Genomic DNA, 21,452 nt, shown 5'->3' with positions numbered 1-21,452 from the left:
CGGGGGCTTCACCGCAGCGCCTGCCGGCCGAGGCGGCGTTCCCCACGTTCCAGCGTGCCCAGCAGGCGCTGAAGGGCGCCGGGGGCCACCAGTGCGGCGAGTTCCTGCCCGGTCAGCCACCACGGCGCCACGCGCAGCTCCGGATGCACGAGGGGCCGCACGACCGCCTGCGCCGCCTCGTGCGGGGTCAGGGCCGGCAGGAAGCGGTACGCGCGGGTGGGCGCGATCATGGGCGTGCGCGTCAGGGGCAGGTACACGCTGCTCACGCGCACGCCGTCCGCGCGCAGTTCCGCACCGAGGCTGTGCAGCCACAGGTCGAAGCCCGCCTTGCTGCCCTGGTAGCCCGCCCAGCGCGGCACGCCCGGCGGCCGGGCCGACACGCTGGACACGTTCACGATCACCCCACCGGCCCGCGTCAGGGCGGGCAGCAGTGCCAGTGTCAGGGCGGCCGGGCCGGTGAAGTTCACGGCGAGCTGCCGCTCCAGGTCACGCCGGTCGGCGGAGGCGCCCACAGGTCGGCGGACGGACTTCCCGGCGTTGCTGATCAGGGCGTGCAGGCGGGGGTGCCGGGTCAGCAGGTGCGCAGCTAACGCCTGGACTGCCTGCGGGTCCGCGAGGTCCAGCGGGTACACGTGCGCCCGGCCGCCGTGGGCCCCGATCTCGGCCTGCACGCGTTCCAGTTCGGCGGTGCGGCGGGCCAGCAGCAGCACCTCGGCGCCCGCCGCGCCCAGCAGCAACGCGGTGGCCCGGCCGATGCCGGAACTCGCGCCGGTCACGGCGACCGTCCGCCCGGCCACCGCGGCCCGCAACGCGCGCGGGTCCCGGCAGGCGGGCGGGGAGAGCAGCAGCCGGCGCAGGGCGCGTGGGGTCACCGGGGCAGTATGCCGCCCGCCCGGAAGGCAGAGGGCCGCACCTGACGCGCGCCTGCTCCGGTCAGGAGGACGGGTTCAGCTGGTCTTCAGCCCAGCGCCACAGCGCCCACTGCCCGGCGGCGAACCACGCGCACAGCAGGGTCAGCAGGGCGCCGGTCAGCAGCGCGATGCCGGTGAGGCGCACACGCAGGTTGTGCACCCGGGCCTGCCAGCCCTGCACGTCCGCGCGGGCCGCCTGGAGAGCCGGGAGGGGCGGCCGGGCGTTCAGGGCCGTCTCCCATTCGCGGGTGAGGGTCACGGCGCCCTCCAGCGTGTCCGGCGGGATGACGAGGTCCAGCAGGGGCGCGGCCTGGGCGCGGCGGGCGAGGTCGCCCAGGCCCTGCACGGCCTCCAGGGTTTCGGGCCGGGCCAGGACGTCGAAGGGCGCCAGGGCGGTCTGCGCGTCGGCCAGCCGGGCGTCGAGCGCGGTGAGCTGCGTGTCGGCGCGGTCCAGCAGGGCGCGGGCAGGCGCGAACGTGAACGCCAGGGCCGCCCAGGTCACGGCCGTGAACACCGCCGCAAGCAGCATGCCGGTCCGGCCCAGGTCCCGCGCGAGGCGCGCGCGCTTCAATGGGCGGGCGCGCACGGGCAGCCGGGTCAAAGCCCCAGGTCCGCCCGGGCCGCTCGGGTCAGGCCGTGCACGACCAGGGCGTGACTGTCCGCGATCAGGGACTGGATCAGCCCGTCCGGGAGGGTGCCGTCCAGGGTGAGGGTCACCCAGTGGCGTTTGTTCAGGTGGTACCCGGGCGTGATTCCGGGGTGCGCGGCGCGCAGGGCCTCGCCGTCCTCGGGGCGAACCTTCACGGACACGGTGACCGGGTCGCCGTCCAGGGCGGTCAGGGCGTACATCTTCCCCGCGACCTTGAACACCAGGGTGGTCGCGTCGAAGGGAAAGGTCTCCTGCGAGTGCGGCAGGGCGCCGCACACCGTCCGCACGTCCTGGATGCTCTGCATGAGGCCAAGGATACCGGGCCCGTGGCCGGCGGGGCGCCCTGACCGTCCCCTCAGGGAACCGTGCTGGACTTGATTCCATGCGACGGCGCCGCCTTGCCCTGACCCTCCTGCTGCTCACGCCCGGCCTGCTGGGCGCGGCCCCGCCCGCCCCGGAGGTGGTGCGCGTGGTGGTCCTGAGCGACTTCAACGGCGCGTACGGCAGCACCACCTACCCGCCGGCCGTGAAGCGTGTGGTGGGCCGGATCGTGAACGAGTGGCGGCCGGACGCCGTGCTGTCGGCCGGGGACCTGATCGCCGGGCAGAAGGCGTCCCTGACGGACGCGGCCGTGCAGGCCATGTGGGCGGCCTTTGATCGGGACGTGCAGGGGCCGCTGGCCCGGGCGGGCATTCCGTTCGCGTTCACGCTCGGGAACCACGACGCCAGCCTGGCCCGCGACCGGCGCGAGGCGCAGGCGTACTGGACCGCCCACCCGCCCGCCGTGGCCTTCGCGGACCGGGCCGCCTTTCCCTTCCGGTTCAGTTTCACGCTGGGCGGCGGGTCGGTCTTCGTGGTGTCGCTGGACGCCGCCGGACCGCAGGTGAGCGGCGAACAGCGGGCGTGGCTGCGCGCCCAGCTCGCCTCCCCGGCCGCGCGCCGGGCCGGCATCCGGCTGGTGCTGGGCCACCTGCCGCTGGCAGGCGTGAGTGCCGGCAAGAACCGCCCCGGGGAAGTCCTGGCCGGCGCGGCGGAATTGCGGCAGATCATGGAGGCGGGGGAGGTGCTCGCCTACGTGCACGGGCACCACGCGGCGTACTACCCGGGGCGGCTGGGCGGCCTGAACATCCTGTCCAGCGGAGGAATCGGTGGGCGCGACTACGTGGGGGTGCCCGGCACCGCCCGCAGCACCGTGACCCTGCTGACGCTGCGCCCCGCGGAGGGCCGCGCCACCTTCCAGACCTTCGACGCGGAGACCGGCCGTGAGGTGCCCACGGCGTCCCTGCCGGCCGCCCTGAACGGCCTCAACGGCCCGCTGCGCCGCGTGACCGACTTCCGACGCTAAGCCAGAACACGGCTGGCAAGGGTCGGAACCCCGCCCGATGACACCGGCGGCATGACGGAGACCATGTTCAGAGACCGAGGCTGTCCAGGGTGCGGCCGGGGGGCAGCAGCCACAGGCGCATCTCGATCGGGCAGTCCTGGTCGGCCTGATTCAGACCGACGACGATGGTGCGGTCCTCCAGCGGCCAGGACACCCGGCCCGGATGGCTCTCTGTCGCCTCCGCGGGCTCACCGAGCACCCGGATCGCCCCGGCGAGAACCGTGCCGAGCACCTCGCGCGCCTCGTCCCAGCGCCGGTCCACGACTGCGGAGGGGTCGTCGAGTTCCTCCTCCGTGTAGTCTCCCCGTCCGTCGAACAGCTCCGTGAAGTCCTCGGAGGCGTGGAGGACCGTGTCCAGGTGGTGCGTGCCGTCGGGGGCGTCACGGAGGGAGAGGTGCGTGCCCCCGGGCAGCGTCACGCCCTGCTCGGGCAGCGCAGCCCAGGTGACGGGCAGGGAGACCAGGGCGGGCCACAGGGCCGCGAGTTCGGGGGCAGGGGCGCTCATCGCCTCAGAGATTAGGGCGTGCAGGAGGCACAGGAGGCACTTTCAAGGCCTGCCCACCACAGCAAAAGGCCGCGCCCGTCCCTGACTTCAGGCGGGCGCAGTTAGGGGGCGGTGTTCGGGGTCAGGCCTTGTGGCCGGGCCCCTGGGGGTCAGGCGTCCCGGCGTCCGTTCCGAAGTCCCAGATGTCCAGGGTGTCCAGTTCGTCGCCCAGGCCGCTCAGCTGCGCCTTCTCGCTCTCGGCCAGGGGGCCGGCGAGGTGCACGTCGTCACCCAGGGCGTTGGCCATCACGTCCTGCGGCACGGCGGCGAACAGGTGCTGCAGCTGCTCCGGCGTGGCGTCCAGCAGGGCGTCGGAGAGCACCGCGTCGGGCACGGCGGGCGTGATCAGGGTCCGGGCGGAGGCCATGGCGTCCTCGTCCAGGTCGGGACGCACGGCGTCCGGGTCGTCCAGGCCCAGGGTGGAGGGCGGGGTGACGCTGGTCGTGCGGGTCAGGGCGGCGGGCGCCACGGCCGCGGCGGCAAGGGCGGGGCCGGCGGTGTCCTCGGCGGTGGGGACCACGCGCACGGAGGAGGGGCGTTCCGGGAGGCCAGCGGTGCGGCGGTCCTGCGAGGGGGTGCCGGGGGAGCGGCGGCCCAGCAGGCGCCACGCCACGAACCCGACCACGACAAGGAGAAGGAAAAGCAGCAGGAAGCGCATGAGATCAGAGTAACGGGGCGAACATTACATAGTTCGTGCAGAAGGCCCGTCCCTAGGCGAATGCTGCACGCCCGATCGGGGGGCTTGCCAGGATGTGGCCCGGGTGGACCGTGGGTGTCGGTCAGGTTTGCGCTGAGGGCACCGCAGGGTCCGCTTCGAGCTGGGTGCGTCATCCGGGTGATCGCGCAGTATGGATCGGCGCGGCAGTTGACGACCGCAAACCGGCCGGGGTCACAGGTGATTCCTGCGGTCCCGGCCGGTTCGGCTGCGCTTTCGTGCTTATTCTTCGGTGTAGGTCTTTTCGATGGGCATGCCCACGGCGTTGCCCCATTCGGTCCAGCTGCCGTCGTAGTTGCGGACCTTGGGGTAGCCGAGCAGTTCGTGCAGCACGAACCAGGTGTGGCTGCTGCGTTCGGCGATGCGGCAGTACGCGACGACGTCCTTGTCCTTGGTGACGCCTTCGCCGGCGTACAGGGCCTGGAGTTCCTCGGCGCTCTTGAAGGTGCCGTCCTCGTTGGTGGCGCGGGCCCAGGGGATGTTGCGGGCGCCGGGGATGTGCCCGCCGCGCAGCACGCCTTCCTGCGGGTAGGTGGGCATGTGGGTGACCTTGCCGCTGAACTCGTCGGGGCTGCGGACGTCCACCAGGGCGTTCTGGCCGGCCTGCACGCCGGCGATGTGGGCGCGGACGTCCTCGCGCAGGGCGCGCAGGTCCTCGCGGCGCTGGGGGGTGGGGTAGGTGGTGGGGGTGATCTGGGGCTGGTCGGTGGTGAGGTCGCGGCCCTCGTCCACCCACTTCTGGCGGCCGCCGTTCATGATGCGCAGGCCCTTGACGCCGCTGTAGGTGAGGAACCAGTAGGCGTAGCTGGCCCACCAGTTGCTCTTGTCGCCGTACAGGACGACGGTGTCGGTGTCCTTGATCCCGAGGCGGCCGAGGAGCGCGGCGACCTCGTCTTCTTTGATGTAGTCGCGTTCGACGGGGTGCCACAGGTCCTGCTGCCAGTCGAGCTTCACGGCGCCGGGGATGTGGCCGACGTCGTAGAGCAGGATGTCCTCGTCCACCTCGATCAGGCGGACGGTGGGGTCCTGCAGGTGCTCGGCGACCCACTGGGTGCTGACCAGAACGTCGTTGGCGTAGCCGGAGGTGTCAGTCATGGCTGAATTCTACCCTGACCGATAGTTGACTGGAAAGGTCAACTGGACGACTTGGTGTCCTGAACCCCCTGCCGGCCGGACCCGCGCATTACACTCGGCGCATGACCGACGCCGCCCTGCCCGAGAAACTTCAGGCCATCACCGGCCTGTTCCGGTCCGCCCCGAAGGCCCTGCGCCTCCAGGCCCTGCTGGAATACAGCCGCAAACTGCCCCCGCTGGCCGAGAAGTACGTGGAGCACCCGGAGTTCATGCAGCCCGTCCCGGAATGCACCAGCCCGTTCTTCCTGGTCACCGAGCAGGACGACGCGGGCGGCGTGAGATTGTTCTTCAAGGTGCCCGAGGAGGCCCCCACCGTGCGCGGCTACGCCGGCATCCTGCACGAGGCGCTGGACGGCGCCACGCCCGAGACGATCCTGAACGTGCCCAACGACTTCTACCTGAACATGGGCCTGACCGAGTTGATCACCCCCATGCGCCTGCGCGGCATGGGCGCCATCCTCACCCGCCTGAAGAACGAGGTCCGCGAGAAGTACGCGACGGCGGGCTGAACAGCAATCCAGAGGAGGGGCAGGGGCATCCAATCGGCACCCCTGCCCCTCCTCACTGCCTCCCCTATTCCAGGGTCATGGCGACCGGCGCCGGCAGGCCCTGCTCGTGCGCGGCGCGCAGCGCGGCCAGCGCCTTGCCGCGGTGGCTGATCTGGCGTTTTTCCGTGACGGTCATCTCGGCCAGGGTGCGGGTGTCGCCATCCGGCACGAACAGCGGATCGTACCCGAACCCGCCCTCACCGCGCGGACCTTCCAGCAGCGTGCCTTGCAGTTCCCCGCGGTACGACTCCACCTGGCCGTCCGGGTGGGCCAGGATCACCACGGACACGAACTTCGCGCGGCGGTCGGCAACCTTGCGCAGCTTGTCCAGCAGGTGCACGTTGCGGTCCAGGTCGCTGTTCAGGCCGCCGTAGCGGGCACTGAACACGCCGGGTTCGCCGTTCAGGGCGGCGACCTCCAGGCCGGAGTCGTCGGCCAGGGCGACCTCGCCGGTCATCATGGAAACCGTGCAGGCTTTCAGGGCCGCGTTTTCCTCGTAGGTGGCGCCCGTCTCCTCGGGCAGGGGAACATTGCCCAGCGGCTGCAGGTCCCAGCCCAGGTCCCCCAGCGCTTCCTGAATTTCCCGAACCTTGCCGGCATTGCCGGTCGCGACGACCACCTTCTTCACGCCCGGCAGTCTACGCAATCGCCCGTGATGACAGTGAAGAAATGCGCACTTTCGGTGAGGAACCCGGCCCGGCCCCGTCAAGCAGGCCTAGTGGACGGCGGCCAGCGCCTGCACCGCGCGGTCCTGCACGGCCCGCAGGGTCAGGATCGGGGTGTCCTCCGGGCCGTTCATGAGGAGCGCGAAGGCCAGCGTGTGCCCGCTCGTCCCGGTCACGTACCCCGCCAGGGCACTCACGCCCGGCAGCGTGCCCGTCTTGGCCCGCACGTCCAGACCGGAATCCAGCAGGCGGCGGGCCAGCGTGCCGCCGCGTCCGTCCTGTCGCCATCCCGTCTCCCCGGTGCCGGCCTGGGGCAGCATCTCCGCGAACACGTTCTGCCGCGCGGCGTACAGGGTGCCCGGGGCGCGGGCCTCGCCCGGCCGGGCGCTGAGGGGATAGGGCAGGTCGTGCATGACCTTCAGCAGGCTGCCCAGCGTGCGCGGCGTCAGGCGGTTCTCGCGGCTCAGGCCGCTCCCGTCCGCGAGAACCGCACCGGTCAGGTTCACTCCGGCCCCCGCGAGCAGGGCCCCCTCGCGCTTCAGGGCCAGCGGCAGGGACCCGCCCCGGCGCGGGGCGAGCGTGGCGAGCAGCTCCTCGGCGCGCAGGTTGTCGCTGGGCCGCTCGGTGGCGTACAGCACGTCCCGCGCGGAGGCGCTGCGCACGCCCGCCACGCCCACCTCCGGCCTCTGGCCGGCCGGGATCACCGGGTCGGGCGGCAGGGGGTTGCCCTGGTCGTCCTGCCGGGCGGGCGGCACGTACAGCCGCGTGGGCTCCGCCACGCCCGGCGCGTCCCGCAGCACGCGAATGCCGGCGGCGCGGAGTTCCGCCGCGAGCGCCGAGGCCAGCCGGGTGCGCGCCTCCGCCGCGGTGGCGGGCGGGTCGTCGTACCACTCCGCGAGCCTCAGGGCGGTCATGGGCACGCCGATCACGGCGTCCTCCCAGCTGCCCGCCTGCCACGACCCGTCGTCCAGGCGCAGTTCCCCGACCTCCCGCACGCCGCGCGAGTGGGCCTGACGTGCCAGCGTCCGCAGGCTGTACGCGCCGTCCCGCACGGTCAGCGTGGGGTCGCCGCTGCCCCGCAGGGTCAGGGCCTTCACGCGCGCCTGCCCGGCCTGGGCGGCGGGCACGGTCAGTTCGGCGCTCCACCAGCCTTCCAGGCCCTGCCGGTCCAGGAGCACGGCGGCGCCCGTCAGGAGTTTGATCGTGCTGGCCGGAATGAACGTCGTTCCGGGCGTCAGGGTTTCCAGCACCCGGCCGGTCGTCAGGTCCTGCACCCACACGCCCACCTGCACGTCGTCCGGCACGCCCGCGAGCGCGGCCTGCACGCTGGCACTCAGGCCGGGGAGGGCCTGTGCCCGTGCGGTGGGCGCGGTCGCAGGCGCCCGGGCCGGGCTCGTCGGGGCCGGCGCCGCGGCCACCCCCAGCACCAGACCCAGCAGGGCCGCTCCCGGCAGCATCACACGCATCCGCCCAGCATACCCGGCCCGGCCGGGCGGTCCGGTCCGGTGGCCGTCCGGGCGAACAGCCGGCGCCGGACCGCCGCTCGTTTCCGCTTGAGGCGATAGCCAGCCTCCTGGCCCGGGGTCACATCACGCTGTCGCTTTCCCGCAGCAGGATCGACACGCGGAAGGCGGCCGGCAGCCACTCCTCCTGACGGTGAATGGCCTGCGGCGGGCAGGACTTCAGGCAGGACATGCAGCCGGTGCAGGCGCCGAGGTTCAGCAGGAGTTTCACGCCGCCGTCCGGCTGGAGTTCGCGGGTGATCGCCTCGGTGGGGCAGACGGTGGCGCACACCGGACAGTCGATGCAGGTGTCGTCCACCACGGGCGCCGGCCAGGGCACGGGCGCGTCCTCCGGCGGGGCGGGGCTCAGGGCGGCGCGGCGCCACTTCCATTCCTCCGGCGTGCGGTCCTCCGGGACGCTCCAGTCCACGAACGGCAGGGGCCGGTCCGGGAGGGCCTGCGCGACCTGCTGCCGGCCGGCGCGGAACAGGGCGGTGAAGGCGCCGCGGCGGTCCATGCGCACCGCGCGGTCCCGGTCGCCGGGCTCGGCCGGGCGGATGGTGACGCGGGCCGGGCGGCCGGTCGGTTCCCGCAGCCGCTGCGCGTCCTCCAGAACGGCGCGCAGTCGATCCGGCACGTCCAGCGCGCCGACGGGGCAGGCGGCGCAGTCACCGTGAATGAGGGTCAGGGGCACGTCCCAGGCGCCGGAGGCAGCCAGCAGGGCCGGCGTGACGCGGCCCAGGCACGGCAGGTGCGGCCCGCCCGCGCCGGACGGAGCGCAGGTGAGGGTCGCCTGCCCCTCGGCGGTATCCCGCTGGTCCCGGACGCTCTGCAGGGCGGGCAGCAGCGCAAACTCCAGCGCGCCGGTCGGGCAGGCCTGCACGCACAGCCCGCAGGACGTGCACAGGTCCGGACGGATGCGCACGCTGCTGCCCAGCGGCCCCAGTTCCACCGCGCCGTGCGGGCAGGCGGCGTGGCAGGCGTCGCAGCCACCCATCGTCTGGCGTTCCAGCAGGCAGCGCGGGGCCGTGAAGCGCGGCAGGGGATCGGTGGACTCGCTGAGGGTGTCGAGCAGGCCCTTAAGCACGGCGGGTGGGCACCATGAACAGGATGTACGCCACGCCCGCCACGCCCAGCAGCAGCGTGGCCACCTGCCCCGCCACGGCCGGAATGCGCGGCACGCTCAGGGCGACGGCCAGCGTGATGCTCAGGCACGCGATCCACTTGGCGCGGGCCGGCATGCCCCGCCCGGCCCGGAAGTCCCGCACGAGGTCCCCGATCACGGGCCGGGACAGCAGCCACGCCTCCCAGCGCTCGTCCCCGCGGGCGAACGCGGCGGCCGCCAGGATGAACCAGATGGTGCCCGGCAGGACCGGCAGGATCAGGCCCAGCACGCCCAGGCCCGTGAACAGGAACCCGGCGGCCAGCCACAGGGGCCGCAGGCGCGAGGGTCGGGCGGCGGGTCGGGGTGGCGCGGACGACTTCACCCGCCCAGGGTAACGGCTGCCCGGGCGGGACATGCCGCCCTGCGTTCCTTTCCGGCGGGGGCTCAGGGCCCGCCGGGCAGGGGGGGCGCGGCGGCGTGCGTCTCGGCGTCGTGGATGCGGCCGGGGTGCCCGGTCAGGAACCCGCCCGGGTACCCGCGGCGCCACGCCATCAGTTCCCCCAGGATGCTCAGGGCGACCTCCTCGGGTGCCTCCGCCCCGAGTTTCAGCCCGACCGGGGCGCGCAGCCGCGCCAGCTGCGCCGGGGTGAAGGACACGCCCTCCCGCCGCAGGTCTTCCAGGAGCGTCTCGGCGCGGCTGCGCGGGCCGAGCACGCCCACGTAAGGCGCGTCGGAATGCAGGGCGTGCGCCAGGCACAGCCGGTCGCGGTCCAGGTGGTGATTCATGACGATCAGGTGCGCACGGCCGCCCGGCGTGAAGGCGTGCAGGGCGTCGGCATCCAGGGCGTGCAGGGCCGCGCCGGGGAAGCGGGCGGGCGTGAGGTACGCGGGGCGCGGGTCGATGACGTGCACGTCGTACCCGAGCGCGTGGGCCTGCGCGGCCAGCGGGAGGGCGTCGTGCCCGGCGCCGTACAGCACGAGTTGCGGGGGCGGGCCGGTCACGTCCACGAACAGCGGCGTGCCGTCCGGGGCGGGCAGGGTGGCGGCGCGCGGTTCCCGCAGGGCCAGCCGCTCCCGCGCGAGGTGCACGGCGTGGGCGTGCAGGGCCGGGTCCGGCAGGGTCCCAACCGGGTCGCCGCTGGCCGGCACGAACACCTGCCCTGGGGCGGTCAGGGGCGTGACCAGCGCCGCCGTCTCCCCCGCTTCCAGGGCGGCGATCCAGGCGTTCAACGGCGCGTCGTCCGCGCGGACGGGTTCCACCAGGACGTCCACGCTGCCGCCGCAGCCGATCCCCAGCCCCCAGGTGGCGTCCTCCGACAGGTCGTAGTGCGTCAGGACCCGCTCCCCGGTGCGCAGGGCGGCCAGCGCGACCTCCACCACCTCGGCCTCCAGGCACCCGCCGGACAGCATGCACACCTGCGCGCCGCCTTCCAGGACCAGCATGCGGGTGCCCTCGCGGCGGTACGCGCTGCCCTGCACGCCCACCACGGTCGCGAAGGCGGCGCCCAGGCCCTGCGTGCGGGCGCGGCGCAGCGCGTCCAGCAGGAATCGGGTTTCGGCGGCGGTCACGGGGCGCCCCAGGGTGTCATGGTGCGCCCCACTGTAGCGCCGCTGCGCGCCTTGACCGCTTCTTCACGGGTGAAGGGCCCTGGGCGGTACGCTCACGCACCCGCCCGGCCGGACGCGGCACACTGAGGGCATGCTGGACAGCATCCTGAACACCGTGAAGAAGGCCTCCGAACGCGTGCAGCGCCGGGGCGAGGAAGTCGCGCAGGTCGCGCGGCTGCGCCTGGAAGTCTTCCAGCTGGGCCGCGAGCTGGACGCCACCTACGCCCGCCTGGGCCGCTCGTACCACGGCAACGCCGGCGCCGAGACGCTGCACGGCGTGCGCGACGAGATCCGCCGCATCGAGGAGGAGATCACCAGCCGCGAGCGCCTGATCGCCGAACTGGGCGAGGACCCCAAGGCCCCGCACACCGAAGGGCAGCAGGACCTGATCGCCCCGGTCGCCACCACCTCAACCGCCGGCACCTCCAGTGCGGGACCGGGCACGGGCACCGTGAACCGCCCCCCCTTCCAGGACGGCGGGGAAGGCGGAAGCGCAGGCACGGCGCCCTCCACGGGAACCGGCGCCGACTCGGACGCCCGGCCGGACGGCACCTCCTCCTGAACCGCCACCTGACGAAGGGGTAAAGAAACGGCCTGGGCCGTGAAGGTGAGGCTCATCGCAGTCATGCGTGCCCGAGGTTGCATGGGCGCATGAGCGGCAACGACGACCACGGCACCCCCAAGGCCCCTGGCCCCGCGCCTGCCTCCCCGGCGCCGTCCGGAACAGTTGCCGGGAACCAGGGACAGCTGACCGTGACCCTGCGCGGCGCGTGGAACGGCGACGTCACCGACCCGGACCGTGAGTTTCACGGTGAGGTCGCCGCGTCCCCCCACGCGGCCCTGTCCGAGGGTACGCCTGTCCGGGTGGTGTTCCAGGGAACGCCCAAACGGGTGGCGGAACCGAACGTACACGGCACGTACACCCTGATGGCCGGTGACCGGGCCTGGAAACTGATGCGCCTGAGCCTGCCGTACAGCCGCGCCGGTGGGCAGGTGCACGACGACACGCAGGCCGCCGAATGGGAAGCGGTGCTGATTGACCGCTGAACACAGCGGATGCACGCCTGATCGGACTCGGCGGGGACCTTCCTCTTCAATCCTTTCCGGGCACGACACCCTGAGGTGCTGAGGAAGCGCGGGGCAATCAACCGCTGCGTCTAAGCTCGTGATTTAACTGTTTGAAGCTGGCGTAGGCGGCGTTCTGTACCATCGAGTATGAACGCTGCAGCAAAGGTGGACCGCCTGCAGGCCTTCCGGAACGATGTCTATCACTGCTTCGACCATCGTGCGGATGCGCTGTTCAATCTCATCGATGCCATCACCGTCGCCGGATTGGTCCCCAGTTTCGCGCACCTCAGCCTGCAAGGGCCCTTTGAGCGTGGTCATGGCAGCCTATACGCGGCATTGACCAAGGGCACGCTCGACATCGAGCGTGTTCGAGCGCTTGTCGGTACCACGCTGAACTGCGACCATCCACTCGTCTTCGCCATTGATACCTCGACCTGGGTCCGAAACGATGCCGAGACGAGTCCACAGCGTGGATACTTCTATCACCCGAGTCGACACAGCGCCGGAAAACCTGTGGTTGCGGGCTGGTCGTACTCCTGGGCCGCGCAGCTTGGACCCGTCAGCAGCAGTTGGACGGCACCCCTCGATGTGCGCCGGGTCGCCCCCGACCGGACCGCGCACGAGCTGGCCGATGAACAGGTTCAGCACATCGTCCGTCTATTGCCTCCCGGGACCGCAGCGCCGCTGTTCGTGTTTGATGGTGGGTACGACCCGGTCCGCTTGGCAAAACTCAAGGACGCTGACACAGTCAGCGTCCTTGTCCGTGTAAGACGCAACCGACGGTTCTTCTTCGATGCCACCACACGTCCGGGTCCCCAGGGGGGCCGGCCACGGATTCATGGCGCCAAGTTTCTGTGTGCGGATCAGACGACTTGGCCTGCCCCCCATCTGGAACATCTGGAAACGACGGAGCAGTATGGAGCGGTGCATGTGCGCGCTTGGACCGCGCTGCATGTCAAGTCCAGCCAGGACACACGACCAGGATCACGGCACTTCAAGCCGACGTATACCGGGACGGTGATGCTGCTGGAGGTGGCGAAGTTGCCCCGGGAAACGCGTCAACCGCAGGCCTTCTGGCTCTGGTGGCGGGGGCCAGGCGTGCCCGATCTGGGGATGGTGTGGCGCGCGTACACGCGGCGGTTCGACCTGGAACATACGTTCCGCTTCCGCAAACAGACCCTGAACTGGGAAACGCCCCGGGTGCGTCACCCGGAGCAAGCGGACCGGTGGACGCTGTTGGTGCTGCTGGCGTTTACCCAACTGCGACTGGCTCAGCCCGTCGTGACCGATCATCGTCTCCCGTGGCAGCGACCACAGGAATGTGGTCGCTTGACCCCCAGTCGAGTCAGGCAGGGTTTTGTCCAACTGTTGGTGCCCCTGGGCAGTCCAACATGCGCGCCAAAACCGTCAGGTCGTTCACCAGGACGCCCTAAAGGGAAGTGTTCAGGCCGAGCACCTCGCTTCCCGGCCTTGAAAAAGAGTGCCTGATAGCCTTCGCACCAACGACAGACGACCGCGACAAGCGCGGTCGTCTTAAATCACGAGCTAAGAACCAGTCGCGGACGACACAGCCGCTCACCTGACTTTCGGCCCCGCCTGCTCCCCGGCGGGGCCGGCCTCTGGCAACGGCCCTTGGCTACCCCCACCGCGAGCACCACCTTCACGGGACACTCACCTCCCGAAGGTGGTCTAATTTGGTCACGTTCAAAGCAGGTGCTCTGCGTTCCGGAGCCAGTTCACGAGGCGCTTTCGCGTCCCGATTCCGGCAGGCAGTGCCGTAAGGAGTGAGCATGGGTGTAGTGATCGGAGTACTCAGAAGTCCGGACCCCACCGAGCGGCGCGTGCCGCTGGTGCCGGACGTCGCGAAGAAACTGCGCGCCCAGGGCGCCGAACTCGTGATGCAGCGCGGCGCCTCGGCGGGTGCCAGCATCCCGGAAGGCGACTACCCGGAGGTCACGTGGGTGGACACCGAGCAGGAGGTGACCGCCCGGGCGAACATGCTGTGGACCGTCGGTCCGCTCGCCCCCGACACCCTGAAGTCGTTGCAGCCCGGCACGGTCGTGATCGGGCTGCTTCAACCGTACGGAAGCGCGGAACGCGCGCAGGCGCTGGCAGGCGGCCGCATCACGAGTTTCGCGATGGAGCTGCTGCCGCGCATCTCCCGCGCGCAGAGCATGGACATCCTGTCGTCTCAGGGGGCGTGCAGCGGGTACCAGTGCGTGCTGATCGCGGCGGCCTTCAGCCCGAAGTTCTTTCCCATGCTGACCTATGCGGCCGGCACGATCCGCCCGGCGCGGGTGCTGGTGATCGGCGCGGGCGTGGCGGGCCTGCAGGCCATCGCCACGGCCAGGCGCCTGGGCGCCATGGTGGAGGGCTACGACGTGCGCCCGGAAACGCGGGAGCAGGTGGAGTCGCTGGGCGCGAAGTTCGTGGACACCGGCGTGAGTGCCGCCGGGACGGGCGGGTACGCGCGTGAACTGACGGAAGACGAGAAGCGCCAGCAGGCGGAGAGGCTTGGCAAGGCGGTTGCCATGGCGGACGTGCTGATCACCACGGCCGCCGTGCCCGGGAAGAAGGCCCCCCTGATCATCACGGACGCCATGGTGCGCGGCATGAAGGCCGGCGCGGTGGTCGTGGACATGGCCGCCGAGACGGGCGGGAACGTCTCGGGCACCGTGCCGAACCAGGAGGTGCAGGTGGGCGGCGTGCGGATCATCGGGCCGGTGAATCTGCCCAGCAACATGCCGGTGTCCAGCAGCGAGATGTTCGCCAGGAACCTGTTCAACTTCATCGGGCCGTTCATCAAGGACGGCGTGCTCACGCTGGACGACACGGACGAGGTCCTGACCGGCGCGACCTTCACCGCGAACGGCGAAGTGAAACACGCCGGCGTGAAACAGGTCCTGGGGCTGTAAGGGGGATGCGATGAACGACTTCTTCTATATCTACATCTTCATGCTGGCGGCCTTCACCGGGTACGAGGTGATCTCCCGCGTGCCCGTGATCCTGCACACTCCGCTGATGTCCGGGTCGAACTTCGTGCACGGCGTGGTGCTGGTGGGCGCCATGTACGCCATGGGGCACGCGGTCACGCCACTGGAACAGGCCCTCGGGTTTTTCGCCGTGTTCCTCGGTGCCGCGAACGCCGCCGGGGGGTACGTGGTCACCGAACGCATGCTGGGCATGTTCAGGCGCGAGAAAAAAGAACCCATCCAGCCCATTCCCACCCCGGAGAAGGTGAACTGAGCCGTGCAGTGGATCATCGACATCTCCTACTTCGTGGTGGCCGCCCTGTTCATCCTGGGCCTGAAGGCCATGAGCAGCCCCGTCACCGCCCGCAAGGGCATCAACTGGGCCGGTGTGGGCATGGTCCTCGCCACCCTGGTCACCTTCCTCACGCCCGGCATGCGTAACTACGGCCTGATGCTGCTGGCGATCATCCTGGGCGGCGGGGTCGCATGGGTGCTCGGCAAGCGCGTGAAGATGACCGACATGCCCCAGATGGTCGCCGTGTACAACGGCATGGGCGGCGGCGCCGCGGCCGCGATCGCCGCGCTGGAATTCGCGCGTGGCGAGGTCACCGGCGCCGTGGTCACCACCCTGGCCGTGCTGGGCGCATTGATCGGTTCGGTCGCGTTCAGCGGCAGCATCGTCGCCTTCCTGAAACTCCAGGGCCTGATGAAAAAAGCCTGGAAGGTCCCCGGGCAGAACCTGTTCAACGGCCTCCTCGCGCTGATCACCGTCCTGCTGGGCGCCCTGATCATCGCCAGCGGCCCCAGCACCCTGATCCTGCTCCTGTTCTTCCTCCTCGCCCTGGTGCTCGGCGTGGTGCTGGTCGCGCCCATCGGCGGGGCCGACATGCCCGTCGTCATCAGCCTCCTCAACGCCTTCACCGGCCTTGCCGTGGGCTTCGAGGGCTACGTGCTGTACAACCCCGCCCTGATCATCGCCGGGATCGTCGTCGGCGCGTCCGGCATCCTGCTCACGCAACTGATGGCCAAGGCCATGAACCGCGCCATCACAGGCGTCATCTTCACACCCATCACCGGCGAGGCTCAGGCGTCCGTGAGCGGCCCCCAGGGCACCATGAAGGAAGTCGGCGCCATGGACGCCGCCGCCATGATGCGCTTCGCGCAGAAAGTCATCATCGTCCCCGGGTACGGCATGGCCGTCGCCGGCGCCCAGCACAAGGTCTGGGAAATGGCCAAACTCCTCGAAGAGCAGGGCGTGGACGTGCGTTTTGCCATCCACCCCGTCGCCGGCCGCATGCCCGGCCACATGAACGTCCTGCTCGCCGAAGCCGGCGTGCCCTACGACAAGATCTTTGACCTGGACGAGATCAACAGCGAATTCCCCCTCGCAGACGTTGCCCTGATCATCGGCGCGAACGACGTCGTGAACCCCGTCGCCCGGCACGACAGGAGCAGCCCCATCTACGGCATGCCCATCCTCGACGCCGACAAGGCCGCCCAGGTTATCGTGAACAAACGCGGCAAGGGCGCCGGATACAGCGGCATCGAGAACGAACTGTTCTTCCAGGACAACACCAGCATGCTGTACGGCAGCGCCCAGCAGGCCATCGCCGACGTCATCACCAACATCAAGAGCCTCGGGTAGGGGCAAAGAGAAATAGGGCGGCATCTTCCCTTCGGGGAACGCCGCCCTACTCTCTGTCAGCAGATGAAAAACCCCCGCCACACTGGGCGGGGGCCTTTGTTCATCAGGGGTTACGCGTTGACTTCGCCTTTGCTCTTGGCGAGGATGCCGCGCAGCACGGTCTGGAGGATGCCGCCGTTCTTGTAGTAGTCGATTTCGACGGGGGTGTCGATGCGGCACTGGACGGTGATCTCGCGGCTCTGGCCGTCCTGGCCGGTGATGCGGACCTGCACGTCCTGGCGGGGTTTGAGGTCGGCGGGGAGGATGAAGTCGAAGGTTTCCTCTCCGGTGAGGCCCAGGCTGTCGGCGGTTTCGCCGTTCTTGTACTGGAGGGGCAGGACGCCCATGCCGACGAGGTTGCTGCGGTGGATGCGCTCGAAGCTCTCGGCGATGACGGCCTTGACGCCCAGCAGGAAGGTGCCCTTCGCGGCCCAGTCGCGGCTGCTGCCCATGCCGTAGTCCTTGCCGGCCAGGACGACCAGGGGAATGCCGGCTTCCTTGTAGGCGGTGGACGCGTCGAAGATGCTGGTGACCTCGCCGTTCAGGAAGTTGGTGGTGAAGCCGCCTTCGGTGCCGGGGGCGAGCTGGTTTTTCAGGCGGATGTTGGCGAAGGTCCCGCGGGTCATGATGCGGTCGTTGCCGCGGCGGCTGCCGTAGCTGTTGAAGTCCTTGGGCAGGATGCCGCGTTCGGTGAGGTAACGGCCGGCGGGGGTGTCGGCCTTGAAGCTGCCGGCGGGGCTGATGTGGTCGGTGGTGACGCTGTCGGCGACCTTGACGAGCACCCGGGCGCCCTGAATGTTCTCGATTTCGCTGGCGCCGCCGGCGAGGTTGTCGAAGAAGGGGGGGTTCTGGATGTAGGTGCTGTCTTCCTTCCAGTCGAAGAGGTCACCGGCGGCGACGGGAATGGCATTCCAGTCGGCGTTGCTCTTCTCGATGCCGTCGTAGACCTTCTTGAACATGTCGGCGGTGATGCTGCGGTCCATGGCGTCCTGGATTTCGGCGTTGGTGGGCCAGATGTCTTTCAGGAAGACGTCGTTGCCGTCCTGGTCCTGCCCGATGGGGTCGTTCACGATGTCGTTCACGACGGTGCCGGCCAGGGCGTATGCGACGACCAGGGGCGGGGAGGCGAGGTAGTTGGCCTTGATGTGGGGGTTGACGCGGCCTTCGAAGTTACGGTTGCCGGACAGGACGCTGGCGACGACCAGGTCGCCTTCGTTGATGGCGTCCACGGTGGGTTCGGGCAGGGGGCCGCTGTTGCCGATGCAGGTCATGCAACCGTAGCCGACGGTGTTGAAGCCGATCTGGTCGAGGTACTGCTGGAGGCCGGCGGCTTCCAGGTACTCGGTGACGACCCTGGAGCCGGGGGCGAGGCTGGTCTTGACCCAGGCGCGGCTCTTGAGGCCTTTTTCCACGGCTTTCTTGGCGACGAGGCCGGCGGCGATCAGCACGCTGGGGTTGCTGGTGTTGGTGCAGCTGGTGATGCTGGCCAGCGTCACGGCGCCGTGGCCGATTCTAATGTCGGTGCCGCTGATGGTGCCCTGGGCGCTGAGTTTGTCGCCGGACAGTTCGAAGCCGCGGTTTTTCACGGGGGCGGTGAGGGCTTCGGCGAACACGGTGTGCATGTCGGTGAGGTTCACGCGGTCCTGCGGGCGCTTGGGGCCGGCGAGCGACGGGACGATGGTGCCCAGGTCCAGTTCGATGGTGCTGGTGAACACGGGGTCGGGGGTGTCGTCGGTGCGGTACATGCCCTGGGCCTTGTAGTACGCCTCGACCAGTTCGATCTCGTCTTCCAGGCGGCCGGTGCGGCGCAGGTAGCGCAGGGCCTCGTCGTCCACGGGGAAGAAGCCCATGGTGGCGCCGTACTCGGGGGCCATGTTGGCGATGGTGGCGCGGTCGGGGAGGGTCATGTTGCTCAGGCCGGCGCCGTAGAACTCGACGAACTTGCCGACCACGCCGGCGCTGCGCAGCATCTCGGTGACGCGCAGGGCGAGGTCGGTGGCGGTGGCGCCTTCGGGCATGGAGCCGGTGATCTTGAAGCCGATCACGTCGGGCATGAGCATGTAGATGGGCTGGCCGAGCATGACGGCTTCGGCCTCAATGCCGCCGACGCCCCAGCCGACGATGCCCAGGCCGTTGATCATGGTGGTGTGGGAGTCGGTGCCGACGAGGCTGTCGGGGTACACGACCACGCCGTCGTCCTCGGGGCGGCTCTGGACGCCCTTGGCGAGGTATTCGAGGTTGACCTGGTGCACGATGCCGCTGGCGGGGGGCACCACGCCGAAGTTGTCGAAGGCCTGCTGGCCCCAGCGGAGGAATTCGTAGCGTTCGCGGTTGCGTTCGAATTCCAGGGCCATGTTGTTCGCCAGGGCGAACTCGGTGCCGAACTCGTCCACCTGCACGCTGTGGTCGATGACGAGGTCCACGGGGATCAGGGGGTTGATTTTGCTGGGGTCGCCGCCGAGGGAGACCATGGCGGTGCGCATGGCGGCGAGGTCCACCACGGCGGGCACGCCGGTGAAGTCCTGGAGGATCACGCGGGCGGGCTTGAAGGGAATTTCCACTTCGGGGTTGGTGGGGTTCCACTTCGCGACGGTCTCGACGTCCTCGCGGCGGACGTCGTAGTCGTTGGCTTCGCGTAGGACGCTTTCGAGCAGCACCTTGATGGAGAAGGGCAGCTTGGAGACGTCGTGGCCCTGGAGTTTGTTGAGGTTGTAGAAGTACAGTTTCTTGCCGCTGCTCGTGGTGAGCGTGTCGCGCGTGCCGAACAGGTTCATCGCATTCGCCATGTGGGTCGTGCCTCCTTTAAGCTCTGGGCCTTGGCCGCCGGGGGTCCGGGGTGGTGGGGCTTGAGTGCCTGTTCATCATACGTTGGGGGGTGCTGGCGGCGGGCGTTACCCGCTCAGGCACGCGCCTCCGGCTATGTCACCCCTATAGGGACAACAGGAGGGCCTGGGGGCAGGCCGGGCCCGCCTGTTATCGTTCCCCCATCATCCCACCCTCTCCCCTTCCCGAACCCGTGAGACCCCATGACTGAAGACTTCGATCTGCCCTTCCCCGTGTCCGACTCGGACCTGGACGACCTGCACGACCTCGCCCCCCTGCCCCCGGCCGCGCCCGCCCGCCACGCCACGGAACTCCTCGCCCCGCACGAGGTGCAGCGCCTGCATAACCTGGAAGCCACCGTCCGCGACGGCCTGCGCGACTTCCAGCGCACCGGGCAGGCCCTCAGCGAGATCCGCGACAACGAACTGTTCCGCGCCACCCACGACACCTTCGAGGCGTACCTGGAAGAACGCTGGGACTTCACGCCCAGCCAGGCCGACCGGATCATCGAGGCGAACGAGGTCACCAAGGTCCTCGAACCGCTGGGCATCGCCCCGATCAGCGAGCGGCAGGCCCGCGCCTTCAAGGGCGCCGCGAAGATCCTGACCGAACTGGAACCCGAGCAGCGGCGCCTCGTCGCCCGCCTCGCCCAGGAACGCCAGCCGGAAGGCGCGGACACGGACGAACCCGCCCCGTGGGAAGGTCCGCCCGCGCCGGAACTGCGGATCATGGCGAACGTGGTGCAGAAGATGACGCCCGACACCACCGTGTACCACCCGGAAAGCGGCAGTCAGGTCGCGCTGGCCGAACTGGGCCCCGCCCAGCGGTACGAGGTGATCCGCGAGCAGGTGAACCAGAAAACCCAGGCGTACCAGGAAAAGCAGGCCGCTAAAGCCGCTGCCGAACCCGACGAGAAGGTGAACTGGGCCAGCTGGTGCATGAACTATGCCCGCGAGGGCCTGATGCCCGGCCAGCGCCTGGAAGTCGTGCTGGAACACGACGAGAAGGGCAAACCCCGCGCCCTGGCCCGCATCGTGGACCGCGAAACCGGCGAGATCCTGGCTGAGGGCAGCGCCGGCAAGGACATGAAAAAAGGCGTGCTGAACCTGATCACACAGATGCAGGGCTGAGCGCCCACCCGGCCGCTACGCTGGGGCATGACCAACCCACACGCCGCCCTGAACCTTCCCCGGCCGGCATGACCGGCCCCGGCGTGCTGGCGGGCCTCAGCGTGGTGACGCTGGCCCCCAACCTGCCGGGCCCGCTGGCGGCCGCCGCACTGCGGGACGACGGCGCGCGGGTGGTGAAGGTCGAACCCCCGGGCGGCGACCCGCTGAAGGCGCTGAGTGCCAGGTGGTACGCCGACCTGCACCGGGTCGTGGAGGTCCGGACGCTGGACCTGAAGACGGACGCAGGCCAATCGGAGCTGCGGGCGCTGCTGGCCGGCGCGGACTTGCTGCTCACCAGTTCGCGGCCCTCGGCGCTGGCGCGGCTGGGCCTCTCCCCTGCGGCGCTGGACGCCGACTTCCCCCACCTGTGCCGGGTGCGGATCGTGGGCGACACCCGCGACCCGGAAACCCCCGGGCATGACCTGACCTACCAGGCGGCCGCCGGCCTGATGGACCCCGTGAGCCCGGCCATGCCACGCACGCTGCTGGCCGACGTGCTGGGCGGACGCGAGGCGTACGCGGCGGCGCTGGCGCTGCTGCTGGGCCGCGAGCGGGGCAGCGCCGAGCGGGAACGGGTGGTGGGCCTGGGGGACGCCGCGCGGTTCGCGTCCGCGCCGCTCAGGTACGGGCTGACCGCGCCGGGCGGACTGCTCTCGGGGGCGCAGGCCACGTACCGGCTGTACCGCACGGCGGACGGTTGGGTGGCCGCAGCACCCTTGGAGGCGCATTTCGTGGGCCGCTGGACGGCGACTCTGGGCCCGGATGCTGAGCGGACCCTCGCCGGGCACCCGACAGCGCACTGGGTGGACGTGGCCGCCCGAGAGGACCTGCCCCTGGTGGCGGTGACTGAAACTGAGGGCCCCTGGGGTGACTAATCGGACTTGGCCTTTACGAACAGGCGGTTAAGGCCGCCACTGGAGCACTGGACGGCGGTCCTGCCAGTTCCACTGTTCAGGTTGAGCAGCGCTGAG

General features: G+C 70.3%; 22 protein-coding genes. 10 read left to right on the top strand and 12 right to left on the bottom strand.

Going from position 1 to position 21,452, the window contains the following annotated elements:
• Positions 1 to 8: 8 nt before the first annotated feature.
• From DFI_RS04900 to DFI_RS04890, 3 genes are all read right to left on the bottom strand, one after another.
• A complete protein-coding gene (locus DFI_RS04900) occupies positions 9 to 872 on the bottom strand; it encodes an SDR family NAD(P)-dependent oxidoreductase (RefSeq protein WP_043776979.1) in 864 nt (287 codons plus the stop codon).
• Between the two features lie 61 nt (positions 873 to 933).
• Positions 934 to 1,512, bottom strand: coding sequence for a hypothetical protein (locus DFI_RS04895; protein WP_118375832.1), 579 nt, complete (start codon positions 1,510 to 1,512; stop codon positions 934 to 936).
• Positions 1,509 to 1,865 (bottom strand): MmcQ/YjbR family DNA-binding protein, encoded by a 357-nt coding sequence (locus DFI_RS04890; protein WP_027462148.1) that lies wholly within the window; start codon positions 1,863 to 1,865, stop codon positions 1,509 to 1,511. Before DFI_RS04890 ends, DFI_RS04895 begins: the two co-directional genes overlap by 4 nt.
• A gap of 77 nt (positions 1,866 to 1,942) precedes the next feature.
• On the opposite strand from DFI_RS04890, the gene DFI_RS04885 reads away from it, so the two are divergent.
• Positions 1,943 to 2,905, top strand: coding sequence for a metallophosphoesterase family protein (locus tag DFI_RS04885; RefSeq protein WP_027462147.1), 963 nt, complete (start codon positions 1,943 to 1,945; stop codon positions 2,903 to 2,905).
• 67 nt (positions 2,906 to 2,972) lie between these two features.
• Here the strand turns inward: DFI_RS04885 and DFI_RS04880 are convergent, their stop codons facing one another.
• From DFI_RS04880 to DFI_RS04870, 3 genes are all read right to left on the bottom strand, one after another.
• Positions 2,973 to 3,449 (bottom strand): hypothetical protein, encoded by a 477-nt coding sequence (locus DFI_RS04880; RefSeq protein WP_027462146.1) that lies wholly within the window; start codon positions 3,447 to 3,449, stop codon positions 2,973 to 2,975.
• Positions 3,450 to 3,570: 121 nt separating this feature from the next.
• Positions 3,571 to 4,146 carry a hypothetical protein gene (locus DFI_RS20690; RefSeq protein ID WP_244940320.1) on the bottom strand — a complete coding sequence of 192 codons (576 nt, stop codon included), beginning with the start codon at positions 4,144 to 4,146 and terminating at the stop codon, positions 3,571 to 3,573.
• A gap of 279 nt (positions 4,147 to 4,425) precedes the next feature.
• Complete coding sequence (locus DFI_RS04870; protein ID WP_027462145.1) at positions 4,426 to 5,298, bottom strand: sulfurtransferase; 873 nt, start codon at positions 5,296 to 5,298, stop codon at positions 4,426 to 4,428.
• Between the two features lie 101 nt (positions 5,299 to 5,399).
• Between DFI_RS04870 and DFI_RS04865 the strand changes: the two genes are divergently transcribed.
• Positions 5,400 to 5,846 carry a SufE family protein gene (locus DFI_RS04865; RefSeq protein ID WP_027462144.1) on the top strand — a complete coding sequence of 149 codons (447 nt, stop codon included), beginning with the start codon at positions 5,400 to 5,402 and terminating at the stop codon, positions 5,844 to 5,846.
• A 64-nt stretch (positions 5,847 to 5,910) separates the two neighbouring features.
• On the opposite strand, the gene rdgB is transcribed toward DFI_RS04865, so the two are convergent.
• The 5 genes from rdgB to DFI_RS04840 all read right to left on the bottom strand — a co-directional run bounded on the left by rdgB (position 5,911) and on the right by DFI_RS04840 (position 10,726).
• On the bottom strand, positions 5,911 to 6,513 hold the full coding sequence (rdgB, locus tag DFI_RS04860; protein WP_373295768.1) for an RdgB/HAM1 family non-canonical purine NTP pyrophosphatase: 603 nt from the start codon (positions 6,511 to 6,513) through the stop codon (positions 5,911 to 5,913).
• 87 nt (positions 6,514 to 6,600) lie between these two features.
• A complete protein-coding gene (locus tag DFI_RS04855; protein WP_027462142.1) occupies positions 6,601 to 8,016 on the bottom strand; it encodes a D-alanyl-D-alanine carboxypeptidase/D-alanyl-D-alanine-endopeptidase in 1,416 nt (471 codons plus the stop codon).
• Between the two features lie 118 nt (positions 8,017 to 8,134).
• A complete protein-coding gene (locus DFI_RS04850; RefSeq protein WP_027462141.1) occupies positions 8,135 to 9,139 on the bottom strand; it encodes a 4Fe-4S dicluster domain-containing protein in 1,005 nt (334 codons plus the stop codon).
• Positions 9,132 to 9,539, bottom strand: coding sequence for a YbaN family protein (locus DFI_RS04845; RefSeq protein WP_244940319.1), 408 nt, complete (start codon positions 9,537 to 9,539; stop codon positions 9,132 to 9,134). The genes DFI_RS04850 and DFI_RS04845 overlap by 8 nt, the downstream gene beginning before the upstream one ends.
• A 62-nt stretch (positions 9,540 to 9,601) precedes the next feature.
• Positions 9,602 to 10,726, bottom strand: a complete 1,125-nt coding sequence (locus DFI_RS04840; protein ID WP_027462139.1) for an XdhC family protein — start codon at positions 10,724 to 10,726, stop codon at positions 9,602 to 9,604.
• Positions 10,727 to 10,856: 130 nt separating this feature from the next.
• On the opposite strand from DFI_RS04840, the gene DFI_RS20565 reads away from it, so the two are divergent.
• The 6 genes from DFI_RS20565 to DFI_RS04810 all read left to right on the top strand — a co-directional run bounded on the left by DFI_RS20565 (position 10,857) and on the right by DFI_RS04810 (position 16,450).
• On the top strand, positions 10,857 to 11,327 hold the full coding sequence (locus DFI_RS20565; protein WP_211235341.1) for a hypothetical protein: 471 nt from the start codon (positions 10,857 to 10,859) through the stop codon (positions 11,325 to 11,327).
• A gap of 89 nt (positions 11,328 to 11,416) precedes the next feature.
• A complete protein-coding gene (locus DFI_RS04830; RefSeq protein WP_051307481.1) occupies positions 11,417 to 11,812 on the top strand; it encodes a hypothetical protein in 396 nt (131 codons plus the stop codon).
• Between the two features lie 168 nt (positions 11,813 to 11,980).
• Positions 11,981 to 13,321 carry an NF041680 family putative transposase gene (locus tag DFI_RS04825; RefSeq protein WP_081425713.1) on the top strand — a complete coding sequence of 447 codons (1,341 nt, stop codon included), beginning with the start codon at positions 11,981 to 11,983 and terminating at the stop codon, positions 13,319 to 13,321.
• Between the two features lie 302 nt (positions 13,322 to 13,623).
• Positions 13,624 to 14,748, top strand: coding sequence for an NAD(P) transhydrogenase subunit alpha (locus DFI_RS04820; RefSeq protein ID WP_027462138.1), 1,125 nt, complete (start codon positions 13,624 to 13,626; stop codon positions 14,746 to 14,748).
• A gap of 10 nt (positions 14,749 to 14,758) precedes the next feature.
• Positions 14,759 to 15,079 (top strand): NAD(P) transhydrogenase subunit alpha part 2, encoded by a 321-nt coding sequence (locus DFI_RS04815; RefSeq protein ID WP_051307480.1) that lies wholly within the window; start codon positions 14,759 to 14,761, stop codon positions 15,077 to 15,079.
• A gap of 3 nt (positions 15,080 to 15,082) precedes the next feature.
• Complete coding sequence (locus tag DFI_RS04810) at positions 15,083 to 16,450, top strand: NAD(P)(+) transhydrogenase (Re/Si-specific) subunit beta (protein WP_027462137.1); 1,368 nt, start codon at positions 15,083 to 15,085, stop codon at positions 16,448 to 16,450.
• A 110-nt stretch (positions 16,451 to 16,560) separates the two neighbouring features.
• Here the strand turns inward: DFI_RS04810 and acnA are convergent, their stop codons facing one another.
• Entirely contained in the window at positions 16,561 to 19,275 is a 2,715-nt protein-coding gene (gene acnA / locus DFI_RS04805; RefSeq protein WP_027462136.1) for an aconitate hydratase AcnA, read from the bottom strand.
• 240 nt (positions 19,276 to 19,515) lie between these two features.
• On the opposite strand from acnA, the gene DFI_RS04800 reads away from it, so the two are divergent.
• Entirely contained in the window at positions 19,516 to 20,442 is a 927-nt protein-coding gene (locus DFI_RS04800; protein WP_244940318.1) for a hypothetical protein, read from the top strand.
• Positions 20,443 to 20,510: 68 nt separating this feature from the next.
• Positions 20,511 to 21,356, top strand: coding sequence for a CoA transferase (locus DFI_RS04795; RefSeq protein ID WP_027462135.1), 846 nt, complete (start codon positions 20,511 to 20,513; stop codon positions 21,354 to 21,356).
• Positions 21,357 to 21,452: the final 96 nt, after the last annotated feature.

Origin of the sequence: Deinococcus ficus, from assembly GCF_003444775.1 — a bacterium.
Lineage (GTDB): Bacteria > Deinococcota > Deinococci > Deinococcales > Deinococcaceae > Deinococcus > Deinococcus ficus.
This window is presented reverse-complemented; position numbering and strand designations above follow the sequence as displayed.